Genomic DNA, 24,744 nt, shown 5'->3' with positions numbered 1-24,744 from the left:
ACGTTAAGGTAGTCAAAAAATTCCCCAAAAGCCGCCGGCACCGCCAGGCGGCTTTTTTGTTGCTGGCCTGGGCACCGGAATTCCGATTGGAGCAAGACTGTGTCACACAATACCGATGATATCCGCATCCGTGAAATCCGCGAACTCGCGCCCCCGGCGCATGTTATGCGTGAGTTTCCCTGTTCGCCCGAGATTTCCCGCACTGTTCACGAGTCACGGCATGCCGTGCACGATATCCTGAATGGTCAGGACGACCGCCTGGTAGTGATCATTGGGCCGTGCTCCATCCACAATCCTGAGGCAGCTCTGGATTATGCCCAACGTTTGGCCAAGCAACGCACCCGTTTTGCAGCGGATCTCGAAATCATCATGCGTGTGTACTTCGAGAAACCGCGTACCACGGTGGGCTGGAAAGGCTTGATCAACGACCCAGGCTTGGATGGCAGTTTTGATATCAATCAGGGTCTGCGCACGGCTCGTGAGCTTCTGATCGATGTCAATGCACTGGATTTGCCGGCAGGGTGCGAGTTCCTCGATATGATCACGCCACAGTACATCGCCGATCTGGTTTCCTGGGGAGCCATTGGCGCACGCACCACCGAAAGCCAGGTGCACCGGGAGCTTGCCTCCGGCCTGTCCTGCCCGGTGGGTTTTAAAAACGGCACAACCGGCGATACCCGGATTGCCATCGACGCCCTCAAGGCGGCAGCGCATTCGCATTATTTTCTGTCAGTCACCAAGGGCGGGCATTCGGCCATCGTGGCTACCCGGGGCAATGACGACTGTCACGTCATTCTGCGTGGCGGAAAATCACCCAACTACCAGGCCGAGTTCGTCCAGGCAGCATCCGAAGCACTCGAGAAAGCCGGCATGCGCCAGCGTGTGATGGTGGATGCCAGCCATGCCAATAGCCACAAGGATTACACCCGTCAACCAGAAGTCATCGAAGACCTTAGTCAGCAGATTGAATCAGGCGATAGCCGGCTGTTTGGCGTTATGATCGAAAGTCACCTCGTGGGTGGCCGCCAGGATCTGGTTGCCGGCCGTCCGCTGGTATATGGTCAAAGCATTACAGATGGCTGTGTCGATTGGGATACCTCCGTGGTGTTGCTCGAGAGATTGGCGGCGGCAGTACAAAAACGTCGCCAACAAGTGGCAGGCACCCGTTCGCAGTCCGTGGGTAGTGCCGCCTGATTATTTATCGCCGCACACCGGGCCTGTCCGGCAGGCCCTCTCAGGATGAAGATGGATACCTTACATTTCGCCCAGCAGTCGCGCCCGCTGCCCGAAGGCTTTGTGGCTGCCCTGCAGGATCATTTTGCTGATCGTTGCTCGGTGGCCCAGGCAATCCGCGAACATCACGGTCGCGACGAGTCTCCTTACCCCCCCATGCTGCCCGATGTGGTGGTGTTCGCCCAGTCGATCGAGGACATCCAGTGGGTGGCCCGCCATTGCCATCAACATGGTGTCGCCCTGATTCCCTACGGTGTCGGGTCTTCCCTCGAAGGCCATGTGCTGGCAGTGCAGGGTGGTGTCAGCCTTGATCTTTCTGGGATGAACCAGGTTCTGGCCATCCATGCCGAAGACTTCACCGCCACGGTGCAAGCCGGCGTTACCCGCAAGCAGCTCAATGAGGCCCTGAAAGACACGGGCCTGTTTTTTCCCATTGATCCTGGCGCCGATGCCAGCCTGGGCGGGATGTCTGCCACGCGTGCCTCGGGCACCAATGCGGTGCGTTATGGCACGATGCGCGAAAACGTCATGACGCTCAAGGTGGTGCTGGCCGATGGCCGCGTCATCGAAACGGCCAATCGCGCCCGGAAGTCCTCATCCGGCTATGATCTCACCCGCCTGTTTGTGGGCAGCGAAGGTACGCTGGGCATCATTGCCGAAGTCACTGTGCGCCTGTATCCCCAGCCCGAGGCCATCTCTGCGGCCGTCTGCAATTTCCCTGACCTTGATTCTGCAGTCAACAGTGTCATCGAAATCATTCAGATGGGTGTGCCGGTGGCTCGAGTCGAATTCATGGATACGGGTGCCGTGCGGGCCACCAACCAATATAGCCATCTCAATCTGCGCGAGTCCCCGCTGTTGTTGTTTGAGTTCCACGGCAGTGCCACCGGGGTTCGCGAGCACGCCGAGGCTGTCCAGCAAATCACGCACGATCACGGTGGGCAGGATTTCAGCTGGGCCGAGCGCCCCGAAGACCGCAGCCGCCTCTGGACGGCACGTCATCATGCCTATTTTGCCGGCTTGCAGCTGCGCCCTGGATGCCGCTCCAGCACCACGGATGTCTGCGTGCCCATCTCCCGCTTGGCCGAGTGTGTCGGTGAAACCGCCAAAGATCTCGATCAGGCCTCTTTTCCGTACACCATTGTCGGCCATGTCGGTGATGGCAATTTCCACGTGCTGATGCTGCTGGATCCCGAAAACCCGGCCGAGTGGGAAGAATCCGAAACCCTGAACCACCGCTTGGTACAGCGGGCCATCGCCATGCAAGGTACTTGCACCGGAGAGCACGGCATTGGCTTGCATAAGCAAGAGTTCATGCAGGCCGAGCACGGCGAAGACGCCCTGGATGTCATGCGTGCGCTTAAGCAGGCACTGGATCCGCGCAATGTGCTCAACCCGGGCAAGATGCTGCCGCCGCCTTCACGCGTCTGATTCCAAAGGATAATATATGGATGTTGTCACTCCGGCATCGCAGTCCAAGGCCATCGTGCCTGATTTTCCGGGCTTCCTGGCTCAGATTGCCGCAGAGATCCCGGCCCATTGCATTCTCACCCGATCCGACCAAACCAAGGTGTACGAGTGTGATGGCCTGTCCTTGTATCGCGAGCAGCCGCCCGTGGTGTTGCTGCCCGAAAACGAAGCCCAAGTCATCGCCATTCTGAAGGCCTGCCAGCAGCACAACATGCCCGTGGTGCCGCGTGGCTCGGGCACCGGCCTGTCTGGCGGCGCTACCCCGCATCCCCAAGGCGTGGTGATTGGTCTGGCCAAGCTCAATCGCATTGTGCGGCTCGATCCCGCCACCTGTACGGCCGTGGTCGGCCCAGGAGTGCGCAATCTGGCCATCTCCGAGGCCGCCGCACCGCACGGCCTGTATTACGCACCCGATCCCTCCAGTCAGATTGCCTGCTCGATTGGCGGTAACGTGGCCGAAAACTCGGGTGGGGTGCATTGCCTTAAATACGGGCTGACCGTCCACAATGTGATTCGGGTGCGTGTAGTCACCATCGAAGGCGAGGTCATCGAGCTCGGCGGCGAAGCCCCCGATGCACCCGGCCTCAACCTTCTGCAGGCGTTTGTTGGTTCAGAGGGTATGTTGGGCCTGGTCACCGAGGTCACCGTCAAGCTGATTCCACGGCCCCAGCTGGCCCGGGTCATCATGGCTAGCTTCCCCAGTGTCGAGCTCGCCGGTGAGGGCGTGACGCGCATCATTGCCGATGGCATCATCCCGGCCGGCCTCGAACTCATGGACAAGCGCTCCGTGCATATGGTCGAACCCTTCGTCAACGCCGGCTACGATCTCGACGCTGAGGCAATTTTGTTGTGCGAGTCCGATGGCACGCCCGACGAAGTCGCCGAAGAAATCGAGCGCGTCGAAGCGCTCCTTAAAGAGGTCGGCGCCAGCCGGCTGCAGGTGTCTTCATCCGAAACCGAGCGCCTCAAATTCTGGGCGGGCCGCAAGAATGCCTTTCCGGCTGCAGGACGCATCTCGCCCGACTACTACTGCATGGACGGCACCATTCCTCGCCGCCATCTGGGTCGCGTGCTGGGTGCCATCGAGCAAATGGAGTCGCGCTTTGGTTTGCGTTGTTCCAACGTGTTTCATGCTGGCGATGGCAACCTGCATCCCCTGATTTTGTTTGATGCCAACAAGCCAGGCGAAATCGAACGCGCCGAAGAATTCGGGGCGGCCATCCTCGAGCTCTGCGTCGAGGTGGGTGGCACCATTACGGGCGAGCACGGGGTAGGTCTCGAAAAAATCAACCAGATGTGCACCCAGTTTTCGCGCGAAGAGCTCGACGCGTTTTCTGCATTCAAGCGGGCCTTTGATCCCTACGGCTTGCTCAATCCTCTGAAACTCATCCCCACGCTGGTGCGTTGTGCCGAGTACGGCAAGATGCATGTCCATCAGGGTGAGGTGCGGTTTCCCGATATTCCCCGTTTCTAAAGCGACGCCATGGAATTTACGCTGTCCGAACTCACAGAGCAGGTGGTCACCGCCCGTGCGGCAAAACGCACGCTGATGATCCGTGGAGGGGGTACCCGCCTGTTTTATGGCGAGCCGCTGCCCGAGTCGCCTACCTGGCTGGATCTTTCCACCTATCAGGGTGTGGTAGGGTACGAACCCTCAGAGCTCGTTCTTACCGCTCGGGCGGGTACTCCGCTGTCAGAGATCGAATCCCTGCTGGCCTCAAAGGGCCAGATGCTGGCGTTCGAACCCCCACGATTTGGTGCTGCCGGTACCCTGGGCGGTTGTATCGCCGCGGGGATGTCAGGCCCGCGGCGCATGGCCGCTGGGGCCTTGGGCGATTTCGTATTGGGTGCCCGTTTGCTGAACGCTGATGGCAATGTCCTGCGCTTTGGCGGCGAAGTCATGAAAAACGTGGCCGGTTATGATGTCTCGCGTTTGCTGGCAGGGTCTTTGGGCGTTCTGGGGGCATTGGTCGAGGTCTCCATCAAGGTAGTGCCACGCCCGCAATCCGAGGCCACCCGAGTGCTCGAGCTCTCCGAAGCAGATGCCCTGGCGCAGTGCCTCAATTGGCGATCCAAACCGATCCCGGTTTCGGCAACGGCTTGGCTGCCAGCAGCAGCCGGGCAACCGGCGCGCCTGTATGTCCGGCTTTCCGGCAACGAGTCAGCCGTCCGGGAGGGCCAGGGTGCCATTGGTGGAGAGCCATTGGCCGACGCTGAGGCCGAGGCCCTCTGGCTCAGCCTGCGCGATCAGACTCATCCGTTTTTTACGCAGCAGCCCATGTGGCGTCTCAGTTTGCCTCCACGAGTTGTGCCGCTAAATCTGGGCCCTACCTTGCACGAGTGGGGGGGAGGCCTGCGCTGGTTGGCCGCCGACACCGATCCTGCCGCCTTGCGTTCGCGAGTGCAGGCATTGGGCGGCTCTGCCTGCCTGTACCGCCGCGGAAGTGTCGCTGGTGGCATCCCGTCTTTTCATCCCCTGGCGTCAGGGGTAATGCAAATTCATCAACGCCTCAAACAAGAATTCGATCCTGCCGGGGTGTTCAACGCCCACCGTCTGGTTCCCGAATTCTAAGGATTCTCCATGCAAACCCAACTTGCCCAGTGGGCACAAGGTACGGATATCGGCCAGGAGGCCGATGAAATCCTGCGTCGTTGTGTGCATTGTGGTTTCTGTCTGGCAACCTGTCCTACCTATCAGATTCTTGGTGATGAGCTGGATAGCCCGCGTGGGCGTATTTACCAGATCAAACAGATACTCGAAGGCGTCCAGCCCACGTATGTCACACAAAAGCACCTGGATCGTTGCCTGACCTGCCGCAATTGCGAGACCACCTGTCCGTCGGGGGTCGAGTACGGCAAGCTGGTGGATATCGGGCGCCAGTTGGTCAGCGAGCGCGTGCAGCGCCCCTGGCACCAGCGTCTTTTGCGCACAAGCCTGCGCCGCCTGATGATGTCGCCTGCGTTTGGGCCGCTCTATCGCATGGGGCGCTTCGTGCGCCCAGCGCTGCCGGCTGTCCTGCAAGGCAAGATCTCGGCCACTCGGCCGGCTGGTGCCTTGCCCACGCAGCCGCAGCGGCATGCACGCCAGGTGCTGATGCTCAGCAATTGTGTGCAGCCAGTCATGTTGCCATCCATTGATGCGGCCACCCAGCGAGTGCTGGATGCGCTGGGCGTGGGCACGCAGTTTGTGGCGTCTTCCGGGTGCTGCGGAGCCATCAATTTTCACCTTGATGCCCAAGAGGCGGCACGCGATCAGATGCGCGCCAATGTGGATGCCTGGCTGCCTTTGCTGGAGTCTGGCCAGGCAGAGGCGGTGGTAGTCAATGCTTCTGGCTGCGGAGGCATGATCAAGGATTATGCCCATCATTTAAAGCATGACCCCGCGTATGCTGATCGTGCTGCGCGGCTCATGCCTTTTGTCAAGGATATTGCCGAGGTGCTTGCCCCCATGGCCACCGAGGTGCGTGCCAAAATGGTGCGCACCCCCGGGCGCAGCGCGTTTCATCCGCCTTGCACCCTGCAACACTGGCAGGGCCTGCGGCCGCTTACCGAGCGCCTCTTGTCTGATCTGGGATTCGACTTGCAGGCCTTCGATGAGCCTCACCTATGTTGCGGCTCGGCGGGCACCTACTCCATTACTCAACCCAAACTGTCCAAGACACTACGAGACCGTAAGTTGCAGGCGATCCAGACCACCCTTCCGGAAACTATCGTCTCCTCCAATATTGGTTGCATTTGTCATTTGCAAAGCGGCACCGAGACACCCGTGCGTCACTGGATCGAAACCGTGGATGAGGCCATGCATGGCTGATGGGATGGTGCAGGGCGCCCCCGCGCCCGGTGCTCGCATTGTGGTGGGTATGTCGGGTGGGGTGGATTCCTCCGTGACGGCCTGGCTGCTCAAGGAGCAGGGGTATCAGGTGATTGGTCTGTTCATGAAGAACTGGGAGGACGATGACGACAGTGAGTATTGTTCCACCCGGCAAGACTGGCTGGATGCGGCCAGTGTGGCCGATGTGGTGGGTGTCGACATCGAGGCCGTCAATTTTGCCGCCGAATACAAAGACCGTGTTTTCGCAGATTTTCTGCGCGAATACTCCGCAGGCCGCACACCCAATCCGGATGTCTTGTGTAATGCCGAGATCAAGTTCAAGGCATTTCTGGATCACGCCATGGGTTTGGGAGCCGACTTCATCGCCACTGGGCATTACGCCCGGGTGCGGCGCGTCCAGACGGCCGACGGAATTCGCAGCCAGCTATTGAAGGCAGTGGATGCCAGCAAGGATCAAAGCTATTTTCTGCATCGACTGAATCAAACCCAGCTGGCGCGCACGGTGTTTCCCCTGGGCGAGGTTCACAAGACCGACGTGCGGCGGATTGCGGCCGAAATCGGTTTGCCCAATGCAGCCAAAAAGGATTCCACGGGGATATGTTTTATCGGTGAGCGCCCGTTCAGAGAGTTCCTGAACCGCTATCTGCCCACCAAGCCTGGCCCCATGCTGACGCCCGAGGGCCAGCGTGTTGGCCAGCACCAGGGTCTGGCCTTTTACACGTTGGGCCAGCGCAAGGGGCTGGGAATCGGTGGCATCCATGGCGCGCAGCGCGATGATGGCACCGCCGATGCCTGGTATGTTGCACAAAAGGAGCTTGAAACCAACACGCTGCGGGTGGTGCAGGGCCATAACCACCCCAGTTTGCTGAGTACTTCATTGATGGCGCAGGATGCCAGCTGGGTTGCGGGCGAAGCACCGGAAAACGGCTCTTTTAGCGCCAAAACACGTTATCGCCAGACAGATGCGGCTTGCATGTTGGGAGTCCAGGACAACAGTAAATTTAAGCTTGATTTCCAGCAACCCCAGTGGGCGGTGACGCCTGGGCAGTCGGCTGTGTTGTATGACGGTGAAGTGTGCCTGGGCGGCGGCATCATTGTGTAGCCGCAAGGCCGTGGTTGGTCTGCCGGGCAGGCAGGCCGGTACTTGGCCATGCCGGGCAACGTGCTGAAGCAGTGTTTAATGTGCGTCGGGTGAGGGCGGACGCGTAGACGAAAACGAAGGCCGCGAAGCGAGTTTTTCGGCCAGACGTGTCAGGTTGGGGTGGTTTGGCCGCCAATTGAGATCCGGGTTGCGAAAATCCAGATAGCCCAAGGCAGCACCCACGGCGATATCGGCCAAGCACAGGTTGACACCGGTGCAGTAAGGTTGATCACCCAGAAGGTCGTCCAGAAAACGCAGGGCAGCAATTATTTTGTCTTTTTGGCGCTGAATGTTGCCCGCACTTTGCTGCTGAGCTGGACGGCGGGATTCGGACACCATGTTGGTGGCTGCATCCATGATGCCATCAGCCGTGGCTTCCCAGCGTTTGACCTCAACGCGCTCGCGCCCGGGAGGCGGAATGAGGCGCCCGACGGGTGACAAGGCATCCAGATATTCGACAATCACGCGGGAGTCGAAGATCGCATCGTTTTCGTCGAGAATCAGGCATGGAACCTTGCCCAGTGGATTATGCTGGGCGACTTGAGGGCTGGCCGCCCAGGGGTCGTCCAGTACCAGTTCGTAGTCGAGCTTTTTCTCTGCCAGCACGATCCGAACTTTACGGGCGTACGGGCTGGTCAGGGAACCGATCAATCTCATGGCAAGCGATAGAAGTCTAAGTGAGAAAAAGTATATCAGGGCTAGTGGGCGGAACCTGTTTCAGCCGGGGCCCGATAGGGCTATTTTAGCTTGGGGCCTGTGCAGGTGTGGTTTATCCGCCCACGCGCTTGACAGACCCCCAGAATGGTAGAATCGCTACTTCCCTCATTGCGGCGCCCGGGCAGGTTCAACGCCCTTGCTTGCCGGCTCTTACACATACTCCCGATATGCAGACAGACTCTTCTCTCAGCGCACTCAATGCGCTGTCGCCCCTCGACGGACGTTATGCAGCCAAGGTTGACGCCTTGCGCCCCTTGTTATCCGAAGCGGGTTTCATGGCCCATCGCGTCGAGGTCGAGATCGCCTGGCTGATTGGCCTGGCTGATGCGGGTCTGCCCGAGCTGCCGGCATTTTCTGCAGACGCCAAGGCGCGGCTAAATGCACTGGTGCAGCAGTTCTCCGAGGCAGATGCTGCTCGCATCAAGGCTATCGAACGCACCACCAATCACGATGTGAAAGCGGTGGAGTACTGGCTTAAAGAACAAGTGGCAGATGATGGGGAACTGTCTCGTGCCGCCGAGTTCATCCACTTTGCCTGCACATCCGAAGACATCAACAACACTTCACATGCTCTGATGCTGGGGCGTGCCCGCGAAACCGTGCTGGTGCCCACCATTGAAACGCTGGTGGCACGGCTGCGCCAGTTGGCCCATCAGCATGCCAATCAGCCTCTGTTGTCGCGTACGCATGGCCAACCGGCTACGCCCAGTACCATGGGTAAAGAGTTCGCCAATGTAGTGGCACGCCTGGATCGTGCACTGGATGCTGTGCGTGTCGTGCAGCCACTGGCAAAAATGAATGGCGCCACCGGCAACTACAACGCGCATCTGTCGGCCTACCCGGAAATCGACTGGGCAGAGTTCTCGGCTGGGGTGCTGGGGTCTTTGGGGCTGACTCAAAACGTATATTCCATCCAGATCGAGCCGCACGACTGGATGGCCGCGCTGTTTGATGCAATTGCCCGGGTCAATACCATTTTGTTGGATCTCAATCGTGATATCTGGGGTTACATTGCGCTGGGCTATTTCAGACAGCGTCTGAAAGACGGCGAGGTTGGGTCTTCCACCATGCCGCATAAGGTCAATCCCATCGATTTCGAAAACTCGGAGGGCAATCTGGGCCTGGCCAATGCCATGCTGCGCCATCTGGCCGAAAAACTGCCTGTTTCCCGTTGGCAGCGCGATCTCACCGATTCCACTGTGCTGCGTAATCTGGGGGTGGCGTTGGGCTATAGCATGATTGCCTATGATGCCTGCCTGCGAGGCCTGTCCAAGCTTGAGATCAATACGGCTGCCATTGATGCCGATATCGACGCTTGCTGGGAGATCCTGGCAGAGCCGGTACAAACCGTGATGCGCCGCTACGGTTTGCCTCACCCCTACGAGCAACTCAAGGCGCTGACGCGTGGCAAGGGCATTACACAAGAAGCCCTGCAAACCTTTATCGCGGGCCTGGATCTTCCCGAAGAGCCCAAGGCGCGTCTGTTGGCCATGACGCCGCGCAGCTACATTGGCCTGGCCGCCAGTCTGGCACGGGCTGTCTGATGGTCTGTGGCGCCGTTTAAAGCCGTGTGCGGCCGGCAGAGATGTGGTGTTTGCACGTCTCTCTGCTTTTGCGAAGGCCCATAAATGGGTGTATAGTTTCGTTCTTCGCAAAACCTGCGAAGGGCTGTTAGCTCAGTTGGTAGAGCAGCGGACTCTTAATCCGTCGGTCGACAGTTCGAGCCTGTCACAGCCCACCAAAGATATCAAGCATTTAGGCCAGTTCTTCGGAACTGGCCTTTTTGTGTCTGGTCTTTGTGCAGACACTATAATGGTTGCGCACTATGTAAGAATACTGTCATAACAGATTTACGAAGGGGGGCGCTCATGGATACTGTAATCAATCTTGCGCAGGCTGAAGACGCCGAGCTTTTTTCCAGAACTGCCTCCGGAGACGTCTCGGCGTTTAACGTGCTGATGCGTAAATATAATCAAAAGTTATATCGTACGGCTCGTAGTATTTTGCACAATGAAGCCGATGCAGAAGACGTTGTCCAGGAGGCCTGGCTTAAGGCCTTCACACATATGCGCGATTTTCGCGGAGAGTCCCGGCCATCCACCTGGCTCACCCGCGTGGTGGTCAACGAAGCCTTGATGCGTTTGCGACGAAACAAATCGCACGATCTGCGCATCCAATGGTTAGAGACCGAGGAACAGATAAGCGAAGCCATGTCCGACGACCTTTTTCCGATAGCCAGCCCCGAACAGCCTGACCAAACTGCCTGGCGTGGCGAGATGCGTCGCGCCATCGAGCAGCAAATTGATGCCTTGCCCGAAAAATATCGCGCAGTGTTCATGTTGCGGGGGGTCGAAGAAATGTCTTCCGCTGAGGTGGCGGCAGCGCTGGATATCCCCGAGGCCACCGTACGGGTGCATTACATGCGTGCCCGTAAGTTGCTGCAATCCGGGTTGCAGGCATCGGTAGAGGCGCAACTGGGCCAGGCGTTTTCTTTTGCCGGCGAACGTTGCGATCGCATCGTGGCAGGCGTCCATCAACGCCTCCGGGCAGCAGGTGTTGTGTTTACGTCTTAACCTGCCTGATTCAGAGCCATTATTTCGCACATAACAAAGCCGGCACCTCAAGCTGGTTAAGCCATTTTGGGGGCTGTCACCAGGCTCTCAGTACCATCTTATCCATCGTCTGCGCAGCTTAGTTCGCCCGGTATCCAGACCATTCAATGCCCGCCAGCTCGGCCAGATCCTTGTGCCAGCTGGCGAGATCATTTTTATTGAATTCAGCCAGCTGGTGGTGCCCACAGGCGCGGGCCATCACCTTCATCAGCTCGGTACTGGCGGTGAGAAACGTGGCTAGATGCTGTGGTGCAGCCTGTGTGTCCAGACGCTTGCGCAAGACGGGATCTTGCGTGGCGATGCCGCTGGGACACTGATTGGTGTGACAGATCCGGGCACCTACACAACCAATTGCCTGGATGGCCGAATTGGCTAGGGCGATGCCATCGGCGCCCAATGCCATAGCTTTGACAAAATCGGTGTGTGTTCTCAGGCCGCCTGTCACGATCAGTGTGACGCGACCGCTGGCGCCAAGGGTGTCCAGGCAGCGGCGGGCACGCGCCAGAGCGGGGATTGTCGGGACAGAGATGTGATCCCTGAACAACAGTGGTGCGGCGCCGGTGCCACCACCACGCCCGTCTAAAATAATGTAATCAGCCCCAGCCTCTACCGCAAACGTGATGTCCTGTTCGATATGCTGGGCGCTGAGCTTGAATCCAATGGGGATTCCGCCTGTGATTTCGCGCACGTGGTCTGCAAACCGCGCAAAGTCCTGCACGCTGTGAAGCTGGGTGAAAGTGGCCGGAGAAATTGCATCCGTGCCGGGAGTCAAGTGGCGAATCTCGGGGATGCGGCCTATGTTTTTACTGCCGGGCAGGTGGCCGCCGGTACCCGTTTTGGCACTTTGTCCGCACTTGAAGTGAAACGCCTGCACTTTGGAGAGCAGCTCTTCGCGGTAACCAAAGCCGGCCGAGGCATATTCAAACAGGTAGCGTTGATTGGCGGATTGTTCTTCTGGCAGCATGCCGCCTTCGCCAGAGCAAATGCCTGTGCCGGCCAACTGGGCGCCGCGTGCCAATGACACCTTTGCTTCTTCTGATAACGCACCAAAGCTCATGTCGCTGACCAGCAGCGGAATCTGTAGCTGCAGGGGGCGGCGCGCTTGCGGGCCAATCACCAGCCCGGTTTCTACTGGGATGTCTTCCAGCAAGGGTTGTGTTGCCAACTGGGCCACCATCAACTGGATATTGTTCCAGTCGGGTAACTGGCTGCGTGGAACCCCCATCGCGTCGATTGGGCCGTGATGGCCCATTTTGCTTAGACCCTCGCGCGCCAACTGGTGAATAAATGCCACCGTGGGTTCTTCTGGCGTGGGTTCGGCTGCGGGAGCTTGGCCGACTAATGCCGCGGTAGACCCCTCTGCCTGTTGTGTGGCCTTGTCGGCAGTGGGTGCCTGGGTTGCTATTGCCGTGGCGCCTGAAGAAAGAGCTGCGGTATCCGATGAGATTTTATCGGCAGGTGCGGGCTCATCCAGTGAGAACTCTTTGCCTACCATCGAGGCTGGCACTTTTTTGTGCGAACCATCACAAAAGGGCGCGTGATGAGTCTGTTTGCAGCGGCACAGATAGGCTTCTCCCTGTTTTTCAGCCACAAAACGCAGTGGTGTAAATCCGGTGCCCCGGTGGGATCCGTCGCAAAAAGGTTGATTCTTGGAGCGTCCGCATCGGCAGAAATAATATTCCTTGCCTGCTTCCAGATCGACAGCAATGGGTGCGTTAAAGGCAACAACCGGTTTCATCGTATCCTCTTCTCTGAATGGTTTAAAGGCGGGCAGTGCCCGCCCTTGCTGGCTTACTCGATCTGAGTCAGGCGCAGGATGTCTGCGGCAGCAGGAAACCTGTCAATTGCCGCCTGCGGAAGCTGTGAATCCGTATCGGCATACGGATGGGCAGAGATGTTTTCACCCATCACGATGATACGGCCCACCATGCCCGCGTGTTCGTGCGGCAGGCAGAAGTAGTCGTAGACCCCGGGGATATCCAGCGTGATGCTGAACGACTCTCCAGGCATCAGGTAGTCAGAATCCCAAGACCTGGCCTGGCTGGGAATCCGTAACACCTTCTTGTTGTCAGGGTGGTAGGCAGTACTGGTGTGCACATTGCCAGCATCCTTGTTGATCCATCGCACAGACTGGCCAGGGTGTATCAGCAAACCTCGTGGCCGAAACCAGACGTTTGATCCGTTGGATGTTCCTGACATGGCGATCTCGACCTCATCTGCAGCCCTGGCGCGATGAACCAGAGCTGCCGACAACAGCAGGCCGCCCCCGGCCGACAACAATAGCCGGCGCCGGGGGTTATGGGCGAAATCCATCATTTGGCAACGCGGGATTCCTGGTCGGCCGGGATGTTCCACAGCACGATGTGCACGTGGGGTTCGGCAACACCCGGATGGCCCGCGTTGTACATTATGTCCACGTGGTCTACGGTGCCTGCGGGCGCTTTCAGATCGTTGAGGTGCATGTCGGCTTTCATCATGGCCAGCGGCACCATGTAGGTGGTGCTAACCAGTTTGCCGTCGTGGTCATAGCCCAGGAAGGGGCCAGCGGGCAGGGTGTCTGGGTCGACGAACAGCTGGCCCAGACCGGGGATGAAGTCGGGCAGTTTCACCAGCGAGCTGACCGCCTTGTACGGGGCGGCTGGGGGGGCGTTGGTAACCGAGGTTTCTGCCGCCATGACAGAAGTGCTGCCCAAGGACAGCATCAGGGCGGCAGCGGTAGCGGTTGCGGTGAGCATGGAACGAATCATGAGTTTCTCCTGGAATAAGACAGCGTCCATCGCTGTTCTTCACCGCATTGGATGCAGGTAGGCTGGAAACCGTTTCAGACCTTGCAAGCCGGCGGCGCAAAATCGCGTGTTGCCGGGCGGCCGGGGAGAACGGTTTATCACCTTGCCCTACACCATTAAGTGCGAAGGGCCATGTGCTAAAGTCCAACGGGTATTTGGCTGGCCGTGCCAGGGGGTGCGTCAGCGTCAGCAAATACGCTCTTGCAGATTCCCGTGCATCCATATGGATACCCGATGTATGAACCGTGATCGATCCCACTACCGTGCTGCACGGACAGCGGCCGTGGGCACGTTGGTCTGTGTGCTATCGGCTTGTGCGGCTACTTCGGGAACCAGTCCGGGGCCGCGCGGCGAGGCATTTTCTGGCGATCAACTTGTTCAGAGCGATATCAATCGGCTGGAAACCCTGGCAATGCGCGACAATCTGGACAGCCTGCAGCGCTTGCTCGAAAAACTCTATCGCCGCAATCCGGCCCAGTGGCGTAAGGCTGGTTTTACTGATTTGAACTCGGCGCTGGCGCAAGGCAATGCGCGTATTTTGCTGGGTGAGGTGCCCCTCGAGCTGGATGGTTTGCGGGATATTGAAGTGCTGTCCGTGGCGATGGATCCGCGCTATCCCGGAGACAGGGTGGCTGCGTTTGTGCTGGGCATGGCAAATATGATCATTGCCGCACACGGCGGCAAAACCCGTTTTCATGTCACGGATTCGGTGGATGCCACGCACGTCTTTAACGCCGCCCGTAATCTCGAGGTGGCCGCCTGGATGCTGGCCAGCCGGCGAGACGCCGAAGGCCGGCCCCTGCTGCTGTCCAATCAATTGGGTGAAGGCGTGGCCAACCTGAGCTTCGAGCGCGAGTTTGGCCGCATGGTGGCCCGCCTGGATCTGGTGGCCGAACTGCAGGACGAGAGCATGCGGCGCATAGGGATCAATTATGTACAGGGCTTGCTGTTTTTCAATTTTCTGCCAGTGCGCTAGCCGGGCAGCCACAGTCAAGCCTCTGCACTTATTTTCCTGCCGCCTGTTGGCCCAGTTGCTGCGCCCATTTTTGTCGCTGCGCGTGGTTTTCAAGGCCTGTGATGAAGCGCTCGGGAATCGATTGAATTCCTCCCAGTGCACCCGAGAGTGCGCCTGTCAGGATGGCCCGAGCCTGGTTTTGGCCGCCGCCATTGACGGCATGTAACACGGCTAGTTCGAAATCGCCCTGAAAACGGCCGGCCAGGTAGTAGGCGGCTGGAAACTGGTGGTAAACCGCGCAGGGCATGCCGTATACCAAAGAGGCTTTCCAGGCCGGATCGATGCGGATGTCGGGGTCGGTAGCCGCTTGCAGGATGCATGAAGCAGTCAGTAAGGCGTCGGGCGAGGGAAACTGTCCGACCTGCCGGGGGGCTTCAGGGCCGGGCGGCGGGGTTTGCTCACCCGTGGATGTCACTGCATGGAAGGGCAGGACGCCATCGTGTACCAGTGTCATCAGACGCCCGGAGGTTTGCGTGTCCAGGGGTTCGCCGCGTACCAGACTACCCAGCACGCAGCCATAGGCGACGGTCATGGCCATCACGGTGGTGTCATATTGGGTGAGGGCGGTGTTGCTGGAGATGCAACGGGCCAGCTCTGCTGGTTGCAGCGCATAGCGGATGGCCAGCGCCAGGATGCGTTCGGCCGCTTCGGTGGTGTCAGCCAGGCCGGCAACTTGACCCCACGGTTTTTTTTGCTGCACCCGCAAGCGCCATGCCTCGCGGATCGACTGGCTGGTATAGCCTCCGGGCCCTTGCATCGGCGTACCGTCCAACTGGGGAAACAGCTTGGTATCCAGTTGCTGACAAAAATGGGCCTCGTTGTATTGCCCCTGGTCTGTCAGCGATTCCACCAGCAAATCCAGAATAAAACCTGCTTGTGAGGATTGCCCCGCCTTGAGTCCCGCATGGTAACGGCCGGGTTCGGGTTCGGTGTAGTCGCTGATCCAAGGCCCGTATGTCTGTTGCAGTTCATCGAGGTTGTAGTACCAGTGCGGGCCCAGTGCCAGCGCGTCGCCGATGTACGCGCCCATCAGGGCACCCCGTGCTCGTTGTTCTATGGTGATGGCGTTGCTCATGAAAAATCCCGATTGAGACAGAGGCCTTCAGTATGCGGCGCTGCGCAGCCTTGTGGCAAGCCGGTGCGCGGCCCCGGCTGCCGATCAGCCTTTCAGGGGCATTGGCCGGCCGGCGTCTATAATCACCGCTCGCCTCCTCTTCAGATCCTTTTTGTGCCCGCCACCCCTTCTCACGCCCCGGATCAAGCCAGCCGTTTGCTTAAAGTGACGATTGCACTGGTGGGGTTGTTTGCCTTCATCCAGGTGTATTCCATCCAGTCGATTCTGCCCCAGCTGCAGCGCGACCTTAACGCCAGTGTGGTGGAGATCGGCAACTCGGTGGGGATGACGGTGCTGGCCGTTGCGCTGATTTCTCCCTTTGTGGGCATGCTCTCGGATGCGGTGGGGCGCAAGCCGCTGATCATTGCGTCCGTATTCCTGGCCGCTGTGCCCACGGGGCTCATGCCGATGGTGGACTCCGTTCAGGGTTTGCTGATTCTGCGCTTTTTGCAGGGGTTGGCCGTGCCTGGTGTTTCGGTGGTGGCGGTGGCCTACATTGGCGAAGAATTTCGCAGCCCACTGATGGTGCGCATGGTGTCGCTATATGTCTCGGGCTGTGTGTTTGGCGGGTTTCTGGGGCGGTTTTTGCTGGGCCACCTAGTTGAGTTCATGCCGTGGCAAAGTGCGTTTGCCGTCATGGCGGTGCTGAACCTGTTGGGCGCTGTAGTGGTCTGGCGCGGCTTGCCCGATTCGCGTTACTTCGTGCCCAACGCCCGGGTCAAGTCCAGCCTGATCTCGCTGGGGCAGCTGCTGCGTAATCCCGCCTTGCAAGCGGCCTGTGCATTGGGGTTTTCTGTCTTTTTTGCCCTGATCGGCCTGTTTACTTTCGTCAATCTGCATCTGGCTGAGCCGCCGTATTACTTCAGCTCTGGCCAATTGGCCAATATTTTTACAGTGTATTTGCTGGGTGTGCTCATCACGCCTTTGTCGGGGCGCCTGATACCCCGCTTCGGTGTGCGCACCACCGTGTTAGCCAGTTTGTTTACGTCTGCTATTGGTGTGGCACTGACACTGTCGGTACCTTCGTGGCTGGTGGTGGTCGGCCTGGCGGTTGCCGCCTGCGGTGTGTTTATCATTCAGTCGGCCACCATGAGTTTTATCGCCGGACGCATCACCCAGGGCCGCTCTTTGGCCAGTGGCTTGTATTACTCGGCCTATTATTGCGGTGGGTTTACCGGCGCCTGGTTGTGCGGTATTGGCTATGCCTGGGGCGGTTGGCCGGGCGCAGTGGCCAGTTTGCTGTTGTCTCAATGTGTGGCAGCGTTTATTGCCTGGCGGTTTATGCCTGCCTGATGCAGCGGTGTTTCCCGCAGGGTGTTGTTCTGCCTGATTTTTTGTCCGGCGGTATATACGCTGGGTGTTTTTCAGTATAATCCTCCGATCAAGGGGAGTAGCTCACCTTCTCCGCGACATCGTCACGACGGCAGCATGCTTTACGCAGGCACCCGGTGTCCGGGCAATCCAAGGGGTTGCGAGCAAGACCTTGCCACATAGGGCAAGGTGCGTCTCTTTTCCAAGAAATGGCCTGGCCTGTAATGGGCTTCAGGCCTTTTTTATTGGAGATTTCATGTTTGAATTCATCGAGACCCTGCACTGGGGCGCGGTCTTTCAGATCATCATCATTGATATTTTGCTGGGAGGCGACAATGCCGTCGTCATCGCCCTTGCGTGCCGCAATCTAGAGCATAAGCAACGAATGCAGGGCATCTTGTGGGGCACTGCCGGGGCCATTATCCTGCGCGTAGTGCTGATCGCCTTTGCCCTGACACTGCTCAGTGTGCCCTTCTTGAAACTGGTGGGCGGCTTGCTGCTGCTGTGGATCGGCATGAAACTGTTGCTGCCCGAAGACCATGGCCACGACAAAATCAAAGGCGGCGCGTCAGTGTTGGCTGCAGTCAAAACCATCATCATTGCCGATTTTGTCATGAGCCTGGATAACGTGATCGCTATTGCGGGTGCGGCACAAAATGCCCATGTGGATCATCAGATCGGGCTGGTCATCTTTGGTTTGCTGGTCAGTGTGCCCATTATTGTCTGGGGCAGCACCCTGGTGCTCAAACTCATCGATCGCTTCCCTGTTGTGGTTACTTTGGGCGCGGCCTTGTTGGGCTGGATTGCCGGCGGCATGCTGATATCAGACGTATTTGTCGTAGAACACTGGGGGCAGGCCCCGGCGATGTGGAAGATCATTGCCGAGATCGTAGGTGCCTTGCTGGTGGTGGGCGGCGGCATGCTGTGGGCCAAGCAAAAACGCAAACAAATGGCGGCCCGTGCCTGATTGTGCAGGCGGCTGTCGGCCGGCCTAGCCTGCCGACAGCATTTTGATGCCTGCCACAGTGGCAATGCCCAGCAGCGTCATGACCAACGAGCCACCCACGTGAACCAGGATTGATCCGGCCAGCCAGCCCAAACGGCCTTCCTGCAACAGGATGGCCAGCTCGGCCGAGAAAGTGGAAAACGTGGTCAGGCCGCCGCAAAATCCGGTGATCACAAATAGCCGCCATTGCGGCGACAAATGTGCGGAAGCCCCAAACACCGCGATGGCGACACCGATGATGTAGCCACCCAGCAGGTTGGCCACCAGCGTGCCAGGAGGCAGTAGCGGGAAAAGCATGTTAAGCGTACGCCCCAGCCACCAGCGCAGGATCGCGCCTGCGGAGGCTCCAGTGGCAATGGCAAGCAGTGGGCTATAGAGCAAGGTTTCTCGTCCAGTGGGGTCTGGCAAGCATCTTAGCAGTGGGGTTTCCAATGCTGCAAGGCAACATTCAGGATGGCGCGTTACACTGATCTGCATCCATTCACGAATCCATTGCAGAAGGAGAAATCTGATGCTGAAAGGAAAAAAAGCAATCGTGACGGGCTCAACCAGTGGGATTGGGTTGGCCATTGCGCGCGAGCTTGCCCGGCAGGGTGCCGATGTAGTGATCAATGGTTTTGGCGATGCTGACGCCATCGAGCGTGAGCGCGCTGGCCTGGAAAAAGACTTTGGTATCAAGGCGGTGTATCTAAACGCTGATCTGATGGACGAGCAAGCTGCACGCGACTTCATCGCCCAGTCGATCAAGGCGCTGGGCGGCCTGGATATCCTGGTTAATAACGCAGGCATTCAGCACACCGACCTCATCGAAGACTTCCCGATCCAGAAATGGAACAACATCATTGCGCTCAACTTGTCGGCCGTGTTTCATTGCACCGCAGCAGCGCTGCCCACCCTCAAAAAACAAAAATTTGGCCGCATCATCAATATCGCCTCGGCTCATGGGCTGGTGGCGTCGGTTGATAAGTCTGCCTATGTGGCGGCCAAGCACGGAGTCGTGGGCCTCACCAAGGTGACTGCCCTCGAAAACGCCGGCACAGGGGTTACTTGCAACGCCATCTGCCCGGGTTGGGTGCGCACGCCTCTGGTCGAAACACAGATCAAGGCGATGGCTGATAGCAAACATCTCAGCATCGAAGACGCTGCCCGTGATCTTCTCTCCGAGAAGCAGCCTTCACTTGAGTTTGTGACGCCCGAGCAGTTGGGTCAGGCCGCCGTCTTTATTGCCTCTGATGCCGCAGCCCAGATGACAGGCACCACCTTGTCGATCGATGGCGGTTGGACAGCCCGTTAATTGACTTCCTCACGCCGGCCACCAAGGCTGGCGTGAACGCAAGGATCTCGTATGCTGATGGTTTTGTCTCCAGCCAAAAAGCTGGACTACGATTCCCCTGTGCGCACGCAACAGTGGTCTACCCCCATATTTGATGGCGATACGCAGGCACTGCTTCAGGTGATGCAGGGCTATCAGCCCGCGCAACTCAGTCAGCTTATGGGGCTTTCTGATGCGCTGGCGCAGCTTAATGCCGATCGCTATGCCGCTTGGGTAAAGAAACCCACCCGGCAGCACGCGAGGCAAGCTATCCTGGCTTTTAATGGCGATGTCTACGAGGGCCTTCAGGCGGCTGATTTCTCTGACACACAACTGGATTGGGCACAAGAGCATCTTGCTATTCTCAGCGGCCTGTACGGGGTGTTGCGACCTCTGGATCTCATCCAGCCGCACCGCCTCGAGATGGGCACCCGGCTGCCCACGGATCGTGGCCATAGCCTGTATCAGTTCTGGGGCGACAAAATCGCCCTGGCGCTTCAGCAGCGGCTGGAGCAGCTGGGTGGTGCGCCTGTTTTGCTGAATCTGGCATCGCAGGAATATTTCAAATCCGTCAATCGCAAAGTACTGCAGGCACGCGTCATTCAATGCGTGTTTCAGGACGAAAAAAATGGCGTCTGGAAAGTCATCAGCTTTCATGCCAAACGCGCGCGCGGCCTCATGGCCCGCTTTGTGATCCAGCACGCCATCACCAAGCCCGCGCAACTGCGCAAGTTCTCGGCCGAGAACTACGCCTATTGCGCCGAAGAATCAGACGACGACACCCTGGTGTTTCGCCGGCCCGCCCAGCACTAGCCGGGGGCGGCGTCTGTCTGCGGCTTGGCGTCTGTTTGCGGGGCAGGCTGCAGCGCCAGCATGTTGTCCTGGATCTGTTGCGCGGCCTTGATCATCTGCCGCAGCGGGTAAGCCAGCGCGGCGTAGTTGCCGTCCGTATCAATGACATTGGGCACTTGTGCGGTTTGGCCGGCCAGCGTATTTTCGGTGGCTTTCAGCGCCTGGCGGATGCCTTCGGGTTCGGTGTCCAACTGGGCTAGTTGCGGGATGACGGCTGCCGTTTGTGATGCCAGGGCGTGATGCTGGATCATCAGCCGGTTAAATTCGGGCACGTGGCGCTGCCGGCGGGTGGGCTCATCCATCATGCGGTAAAAGGCCGAGGCAAAATTGCTGAATGCCGTATGCACATTTTTGCGGCTGAGTTTCCAGCGGGTTTCCGCCTCGATGGCCTCCAGCGGATTTTGCCCGTGCTGGCGAGCCAGCCGGGATGCCTGGACAAATGCCTGTCCGTGGCGCAAAAAGGCTAGGTTGGTCTCGCGTAGCGCCTGGGCCAGTGCGTCCAGGGTATTGCGCTCCCACGAGGGCAGGATGTAGCTGCCGCTAAGTGCCAGTACACAGCCAATCAGGGTGTCCACCAAGCGCTCGCCCACCACCGTGGTAGAGCCGGGCACCAGGAAATGAAACACCAGCAAAACAAACACGGTGTTGGACATGGCCGACAGGGTGTAGTTAAGTTGAACCAGGCTGTAACCCAGAATACTGCAGGCCACCAGGATCAGCAGATACAGGGTGGGGTTGAGGTTCAGATAGAACAAAACCAGAGCCAGGCCGCAGCCTGCCAGTGTGCCGATTAGACGCCAGCCGTTGCGTTGCCGGGTAAGGGCAAAGCCCGGCTTCATGATGATCAGTACCGTCAGGATGATCCAGTAACTATGGCCGGCCATGCCCGGATCCAGCGTACGCACCAATGGTGCCCGGGCCAAGGCGCTGCCCACGACCATTGCCAGCAGGGCCGCTGCGGCCACCCTGACCGCGTAGCGGAAGTGTGCGGATTGGGGATGCAGATTATCGGTTAGTAAACCCAGGCGCCATTTTTGGCGTGACAAGAAGCGATTGAGCGAGCGATTGGCCCGTGCCGTATCCGTATCGCGGGGCAGGGGGTTGACCGAGTGATCAGCCATGCGATCAACCTGGCGGGTCATGTTGCGCAGGCGACGCAGCACCTGCACCAGCAGGGCATACAGCTCGGGGTTGTTCTGGGCCATGTCTGCTTCGCGCAGCTGCTGCAGTTCGAACTCCAGAGCGCGCAGTTCGGCCTTGACGCTGTTGCGTACCCGCGTGCGGCGGTTGCGGGCCACATTAAGTGCCAGCCCTGACACATTGGCGGCCAGCTTGCGCATGGCATCGCGCACAAACAGCAAGCAGTCGCTGTCGGGCAGCGCCTGGCGCAAGGTGGCGTAATCCGTGTGCGTAGCCACCATGCTGTCCAGCAGGCCGATCATGTCGACAAAGAGGTTGAGCAAGCCCTGGCGTTGCCGGTCGCTGCGCTTGGTGGTGCCACGGGGCAGCTCGCGCAGCACCATGTCGCGGGCCGCCTGATGGGCGTCGGTCATGGATGCCTGGGTGCGGATCAGCTGGCGATAGTTCTTGTCCAGGTCTTCATGAATATCGTAAAAATTGGCGCGAGTGGCGATGTAATCCGCTGTGGCAAACAGGGCTACCGACAAGGCCTGCTGCTCTTCGCGATGCCACATCAAACGGTGCACGATGGCGCTGTACACCAGGTAGAAGGCGCCACCTAAAAAGGATGTCAGGGTGTGTTGCAGTACATCGCTGGGGGTCAGGGGTGTGCGTAAGGTGAGCGTCATGATCAGCAAGCACGCAAAGCCAAGCAGGCCGCCGTGTTTGCCGTATACCGTCAGCATCGAAAACGCAAAGCACAGCGCGGGAATCACCAGCCAGATCAACAATGTATGGCTGGCTGCCAGGCCCGTGACGGCCGTGGTAAGAGAGCCCAGGCACAGAGCCGCGAACATGCCGTTGATACCGTAGCGTCGCGGGCCACCGGGTTGATCCAGAATCGCCACGCAGGCGGCACCCACTGCCGCTACAAAGCCGGTGGTGACTGAGCCCCACAGCATCGTCAATACCAAAGCTGGCAGCAGAACTCCACTGGCCTGGCGCAGTCCACCAAAAAAATAGTGGCTGTAAAAAAAGCGCTGCAGCTGCAGGGGTGGAGACATCATGGGCAGATCGTCCGGTGAATCGCCATCGTTGGCATCGTGAGCAGTATAGGAAATCCTGGCCAAAATGCGTGTGCAAGCGGTTGTCGCTTGCGGGCTATGTTGCAACGCGGTAAATTAACCGCTTGACCGACCCCATCGCGGCCGGTTGATGTGGCGAGCATACCCGGGTCACACACCCGGTTTTTTTCGCCTTCCGTTTTATGCCTCAGGATATGCCACAAGCGTGGTCCGGGGCGTCCATTTCCACCACATTGCGCCCGAAGGCGCGTGTGTTTTGTGTCAAGGGGTACAGACTGGTCCCGTAATGTGTCCGGGCAAAGCGATTCCGTGAATCGCCCAGCGTCGGATCATGTCGCGGATCATCAGCACTGGCCCAGGCCTGCGGTTAGCCACTTGGTGCAAGGCACGGGTTACGAAAGGAATCCACTATGGAACTCAATGGCGCCGACATCGTCGTGCGTTGCCTGATCGAGGAAGGCGTAGACCATGTATTTGGCTACCCCGGCGGTGCTGTCCTCTACATCTACGACGCGATCTACAAGCAAGACAAATTTCAGCACGTTCTGGTGCGACACGAGCAAGCGGCGGTTCACGCCGCAGATGCGTATTCCCGATCTTCCGACAAAACCGGTGTGTGCCTGGTCACCAGTGGCCCGGGTGTCACCAATGCAGTTACGGGCATTGCCACGGCTTACATGGACTCCATTCCGCTGGTGATCATCAGCGGTCAGGTGCCTACCCATGCCATCGGCCAGGATGCCTTCCAGGAATGCGATACCGTGGGTATCACGCGCCCCTGCGTGAAACACAATTTTCTGGTGCGAGACGTCAAAGACCTGGCCGAGACCATGCGCCGCGCCTTTTACATTGCACGCTCGGGGCGGCCCGGGCCCGTGTTGGTCGACATCCCCAAGGATGTGTCGGTTGCCACGTGCAAGTTTGCGCCCAAAAAAGGCCCTACCCAGCTGCGTTCGTACGCGCCGGTTACCAAGGGCCATCAAGGGCAAATCAAAAAAGCAGTGCAGATGCTCATGGCAGCCGAGCGCCCCATGATCTATGCGGGCGGCGGCGTGGTGCTGTCCAATGCGTCCGACGAACTGCGCAAGCTGGTTCGTATGACAGGTGCGCCATGCACCACCACCCTGATGGGGCTGGGTACGTTGCCGGGCACAGACGAAAAATTTGTGGGCATGCCTGGCATGCATGGTACCTACGAAGCCAATATGTCGATGCAAAACTGCGATGTGTTGCTGGCAATTGGTGCCCGGTTTGATGACCGCGTGATCGGCAATCCCAAGCACTTTGCTTCGGTGGCCCACAAAATCATTCACATCGATATCGATCCGTCTTCGATCTCCAAGCGGGTACGGGTGGACGTGCCGATCGTGGGCGATGTGCGTGAAGTCCTGCAGGATCTCATTGGCCTGTATGCGCAAACCCTGGCCGAACACACGGGAGACGAGCACCGGCTGGATGCCTGGTGGAAGCAGATTGACACCTGGCGTGGCCGCAAGTGCCTGGAGTACGAGCACTCGGATACCGTCATCAAGCCGCAGTTTGTGGTGCAAAAGCTTTGGGAAATCACCCGCGGGCAGGCCTTTGTGGCCTCTGACGTGGGCCAGCACCAGATGTGGGCTGCGCAGTACTATCCCTTCCCGGAGCCCCGGCGCTGGATCAACTCGGGTGGCCTGGGCACCATGGGCGTGGGCTTGCCTTTTGCCATGGGTGTGCAAATGGCCAACCCTGATCGCGATGTGGCGGTGATCACGGGCGAGGGTTCGATCCAGATGAATATCCAGGAACTCTCCACCTGCAGCCAATATCGCCTGACCCCCAAGGTGCTGTGCCTGAACAACCGCTACCTGGGGATGGTGCGCCAGTGGCAGGAAATCGAATACGGTTCGCGCTATTCAGAGTCTTACGTCGATGCGCTGCCTGATTTCGTCAAACTGGCCGAAAGCTACGGCCATGTGGGCATGCGTATCGAAAAACCGGCCGATGTCGAGCCGGCCTTGCGTGAAGCCTTTACACGATACAAAGATCGTCTGGTTTTCATGGATTTCATCACAGATCAAACCGAGAACGTCTGGCCGATGGTCAAGGCTGGCCGCGGGCTGACCGAGATGCTGTTGGGTGCTGAGGATCTGTGAGGGGATA

General features: G+C 58.8%; 21 protein-coding genes and 1 tRNA gene. 15 read left to right on the top strand and 7 right to left on the bottom strand.

Annotation, left to right across the window (positions count from 1 at the left end; genetic code table 11):
• Positions 1 to 99: 99 nt before the first annotated feature.
• The 6 genes from WA928_RS07595 to mnmA are packed head-to-tail and all read left to right on the top strand — an operon-like array spanning position 100 to position 7,637.
• Positions 100 to 1,194 (top strand): 3-deoxy-7-phosphoheptulonate synthase, encoded by a 1,095-nt coding sequence (locus tag WA928_RS07595; RefSeq protein ID WP_424301720.1) that lies wholly within the window; start codon positions 100 to 102, stop codon positions 1,192 to 1,194.
• 51 nt (positions 1,195 to 1,245) lie between these two features.
• A complete protein-coding gene (locus WA928_RS07590; protein ID WP_424301717.1) occupies positions 1,246 to 2,664 on the top strand; it encodes an FAD-binding oxidoreductase in 1,419 nt (472 codons plus the stop codon).
• 16 nt (positions 2,665 to 2,680) lie between these two features.
• Positions 2,681 to 4,177: an FAD-linked oxidase C-terminal domain-containing protein gene (locus WA928_RS07585; RefSeq protein ID WP_417276563.1), complete on the top strand. Its 1,497-nt coding sequence runs from the start codon at positions 2,681 to 2,683 to the stop codon at positions 4,175 to 4,177.
• A 9-nt stretch (positions 4,178 to 4,186) separates the two neighbouring features.
• Complete coding sequence (gene glcE / locus WA928_RS07580; RefSeq protein ID WP_424301713.1) at positions 4,187 to 5,275, top strand: glycolate oxidase subunit GlcE; 1,089 nt, start codon at positions 4,187 to 4,189, stop codon at positions 5,273 to 5,275.
• Between the two features lie 9 nt (positions 5,276 to 5,284).
• A complete protein-coding gene (glcF, locus tag WA928_RS07575; RefSeq protein WP_424301710.1) occupies positions 5,285 to 6,514 on the top strand; it encodes a glycolate oxidase subunit GlcF in 1,230 nt (409 codons plus the stop codon).
• A complete protein-coding gene (gene mnmA / locus WA928_RS07570; RefSeq protein ID WP_424301707.1) occupies positions 6,507 to 7,637 on the top strand; it encodes a tRNA 2-thiouridine(34) synthase MnmA in 1,131 nt (376 codons plus the stop codon). The genes glcF and mnmA overlap by 8 nt, the downstream gene beginning before the upstream one ends.
• Before the next feature lie 75 nt (positions 7,638 to 7,712).
• On the opposite strand, the gene WA928_RS07565 is transcribed toward mnmA, so the two are convergent.
• A complete protein-coding gene (locus tag WA928_RS07565; protein ID WP_424301704.1) occupies positions 7,713 to 8,333 on the bottom strand; it encodes a glutathione S-transferase in 621 nt (206 codons plus the stop codon).
• Positions 8,334 to 8,560: 227 nt separating this feature from the next.
• On the opposite strand from WA928_RS07565, the gene purB reads away from it, so the two are divergent.
• The 3 genes from purB to WA928_RS07550 all read left to right on the top strand — a co-directional run bounded on the left by purB (position 8,561) and on the right by WA928_RS07550 (position 10,966).
• Positions 8,561 to 9,937 (top strand): adenylosuccinate lyase, encoded by a 1,377-nt coding sequence (gene purB / locus WA928_RS07560; RefSeq protein ID WP_424301701.1) that lies wholly within the window; start codon positions 8,561 to 8,563, stop codon positions 9,935 to 9,937.
• A 121-nt stretch (positions 9,938 to 10,058) separates the two neighbouring features.
• Positions 10,059 to 10,134: transfer RNA gene (locus tag WA928_RS07555), tRNA-Lys, on the top strand.
• Positions 10,135 to 10,261: 127 nt separating this feature from the next.
• Positions 10,262 to 10,966: an RNA polymerase sigma factor gene (locus WA928_RS07550; RefSeq protein ID WP_424301698.1), complete on the top strand. Its 705-nt coding sequence runs from the start codon at positions 10,262 to 10,264 to the stop codon at positions 10,964 to 10,966.
• Positions 10,967 to 11,084: 118 nt separating this feature from the next.
• On the opposite strand, the gene WA928_RS07545 is transcribed toward WA928_RS07550, so the two are convergent.
• Genes WA928_RS07545 through WA928_RS07535 form a run of 3 tightly spaced genes read right to left on the bottom strand, consistent with a single transcriptional unit; the run spans position 11,085 to position 13,752 of the window.
• Positions 11,085 to 12,743: a glutamate synthase-related protein gene (locus WA928_RS07545; RefSeq protein WP_424301695.1), complete on the bottom strand. Its 1,659-nt coding sequence runs from the start codon at positions 12,741 to 12,743 to the stop codon at positions 11,085 to 11,087.
• 53 nt (positions 12,744 to 12,796) lie between these two features.
• Complete coding sequence (locus WA928_RS07540; RefSeq protein ID WP_424301692.1) at positions 12,797 to 13,321, bottom strand: plastocyanin/azurin family copper-binding protein; 525 nt, start codon at positions 13,319 to 13,321, stop codon at positions 12,797 to 12,799.
• Complete coding sequence (locus tag WA928_RS07535; protein ID WP_424301689.1) at positions 13,318 to 13,752, bottom strand: DUF5602 domain-containing protein; 435 nt, start codon at positions 13,750 to 13,752, stop codon at positions 13,318 to 13,320. The genes WA928_RS07540 and WA928_RS07535 overlap by 4 nt, the downstream gene beginning before the upstream one ends.
• A gap of 277 nt (positions 13,753 to 14,029) precedes the next feature.
• Here WA928_RS07535 and WA928_RS07530 point away from each other — a divergent pair, with 277 nt between their 5' ends.
• Positions 14,030 to 14,767, top strand: coding sequence for a hypothetical protein (locus tag WA928_RS07530; protein ID WP_424301686.1), 738 nt, complete (start codon positions 14,030 to 14,032; stop codon positions 14,765 to 14,767).
• A gap of 28 nt (positions 14,768 to 14,795) precedes the next feature.
• Here WA928_RS07530 and WA928_RS07525 read toward each other — a convergent pair whose 3' ends face one another.
• Entirely contained in the window at positions 14,796 to 15,881 is a 1,086-nt protein-coding gene (locus tag WA928_RS07525; protein WP_424301683.1) for an ADP-ribosylglycohydrolase family protein, read from the bottom strand.
• Between the two features lie 153 nt (positions 15,882 to 16,034).
• Between WA928_RS07525 and WA928_RS07520 the strand changes: the two genes are divergently transcribed.
• Positions 16,035 to 17,213, top strand: a complete 1,179-nt coding sequence (locus WA928_RS07520) for an MFS transporter (RefSeq protein ID WP_424301680.1) — start codon at positions 16,035 to 16,037, stop codon at positions 17,211 to 17,213.
• A 274-nt stretch (positions 17,214 to 17,487) separates the two neighbouring features.
• A complete protein-coding gene (locus WA928_RS07515; RefSeq protein WP_424301677.1) occupies positions 17,488 to 18,198 on the top strand; it encodes a TerC family protein in 711 nt (236 codons plus the stop codon).
• A 24-nt stretch (positions 18,199 to 18,222) separates the two neighbouring features.
• Here the strand turns inward: WA928_RS07515 and crcB are convergent, their stop codons facing one another.
• Complete coding sequence (crcB, locus tag WA928_RS07510) at positions 18,223 to 18,645, bottom strand: fluoride efflux transporter CrcB (RefSeq protein WP_424301674.1); 423 nt, start codon at positions 18,643 to 18,645, stop codon at positions 18,223 to 18,225.
• Between the two features lie 103 nt (positions 18,646 to 18,748).
• Here crcB and WA928_RS07505 point away from each other — a divergent pair, with 103 nt between their 5' ends.
• Both WA928_RS07505 and yaaA read left to right on the top strand, forming a co-directional pair.
• Positions 18,749 to 19,531: a 3-hydroxybutyrate dehydrogenase gene (locus WA928_RS07505; RefSeq protein WP_424301671.1), complete on the top strand. Its 783-nt coding sequence runs from the start codon at positions 18,749 to 18,751 to the stop codon at positions 19,529 to 19,531.
• 51 nt (positions 19,532 to 19,582) lie between these two features.
• Positions 19,583 to 20,362, top strand: coding sequence for a peroxide stress protein YaaA (gene yaaA / locus WA928_RS07500; RefSeq protein ID WP_424301668.1), 780 nt, complete (start codon positions 19,583 to 19,585; stop codon positions 20,360 to 20,362).
• On the opposite strand, the gene WA928_RS07495 is transcribed toward yaaA, so the two are convergent.
• A complete protein-coding gene (locus WA928_RS07495) occupies positions 20,359 to 22,587 on the bottom strand; it encodes an FUSC family protein (protein ID WP_424301665.1) in 2,229 nt (742 codons plus the stop codon). The genes yaaA and WA928_RS07495 overlap by 4 nt on opposite strands.
• 428 nt (positions 22,588 to 23,015) lie before the next feature.
• Here WA928_RS07495 and WA928_RS07490 point away from each other — a divergent pair, with 428 nt between their 5' ends.
• Positions 23,016 to 24,737, top strand: coding sequence for an acetolactate synthase 3 catalytic subunit (locus WA928_RS07490; RefSeq protein WP_424301662.1), 1,722 nt, complete (start codon positions 23,016 to 23,018; stop codon positions 24,735 to 24,737).
• The last annotated feature ends 7 nt before the right edge of the window (positions 24,738 to 24,744 follow it).

Origin of the sequence: Castellaniella sp. (genome assembly GCF_049651205.1) — a bacterium.
Classification (GTDB): domain Bacteria; phylum Pseudomonadota; class Gammaproteobacteria; order Burkholderiales; family Burkholderiaceae_B; genus Castellaniella.
This window is presented reverse-complemented; position numbering and strand designations above follow the sequence as displayed.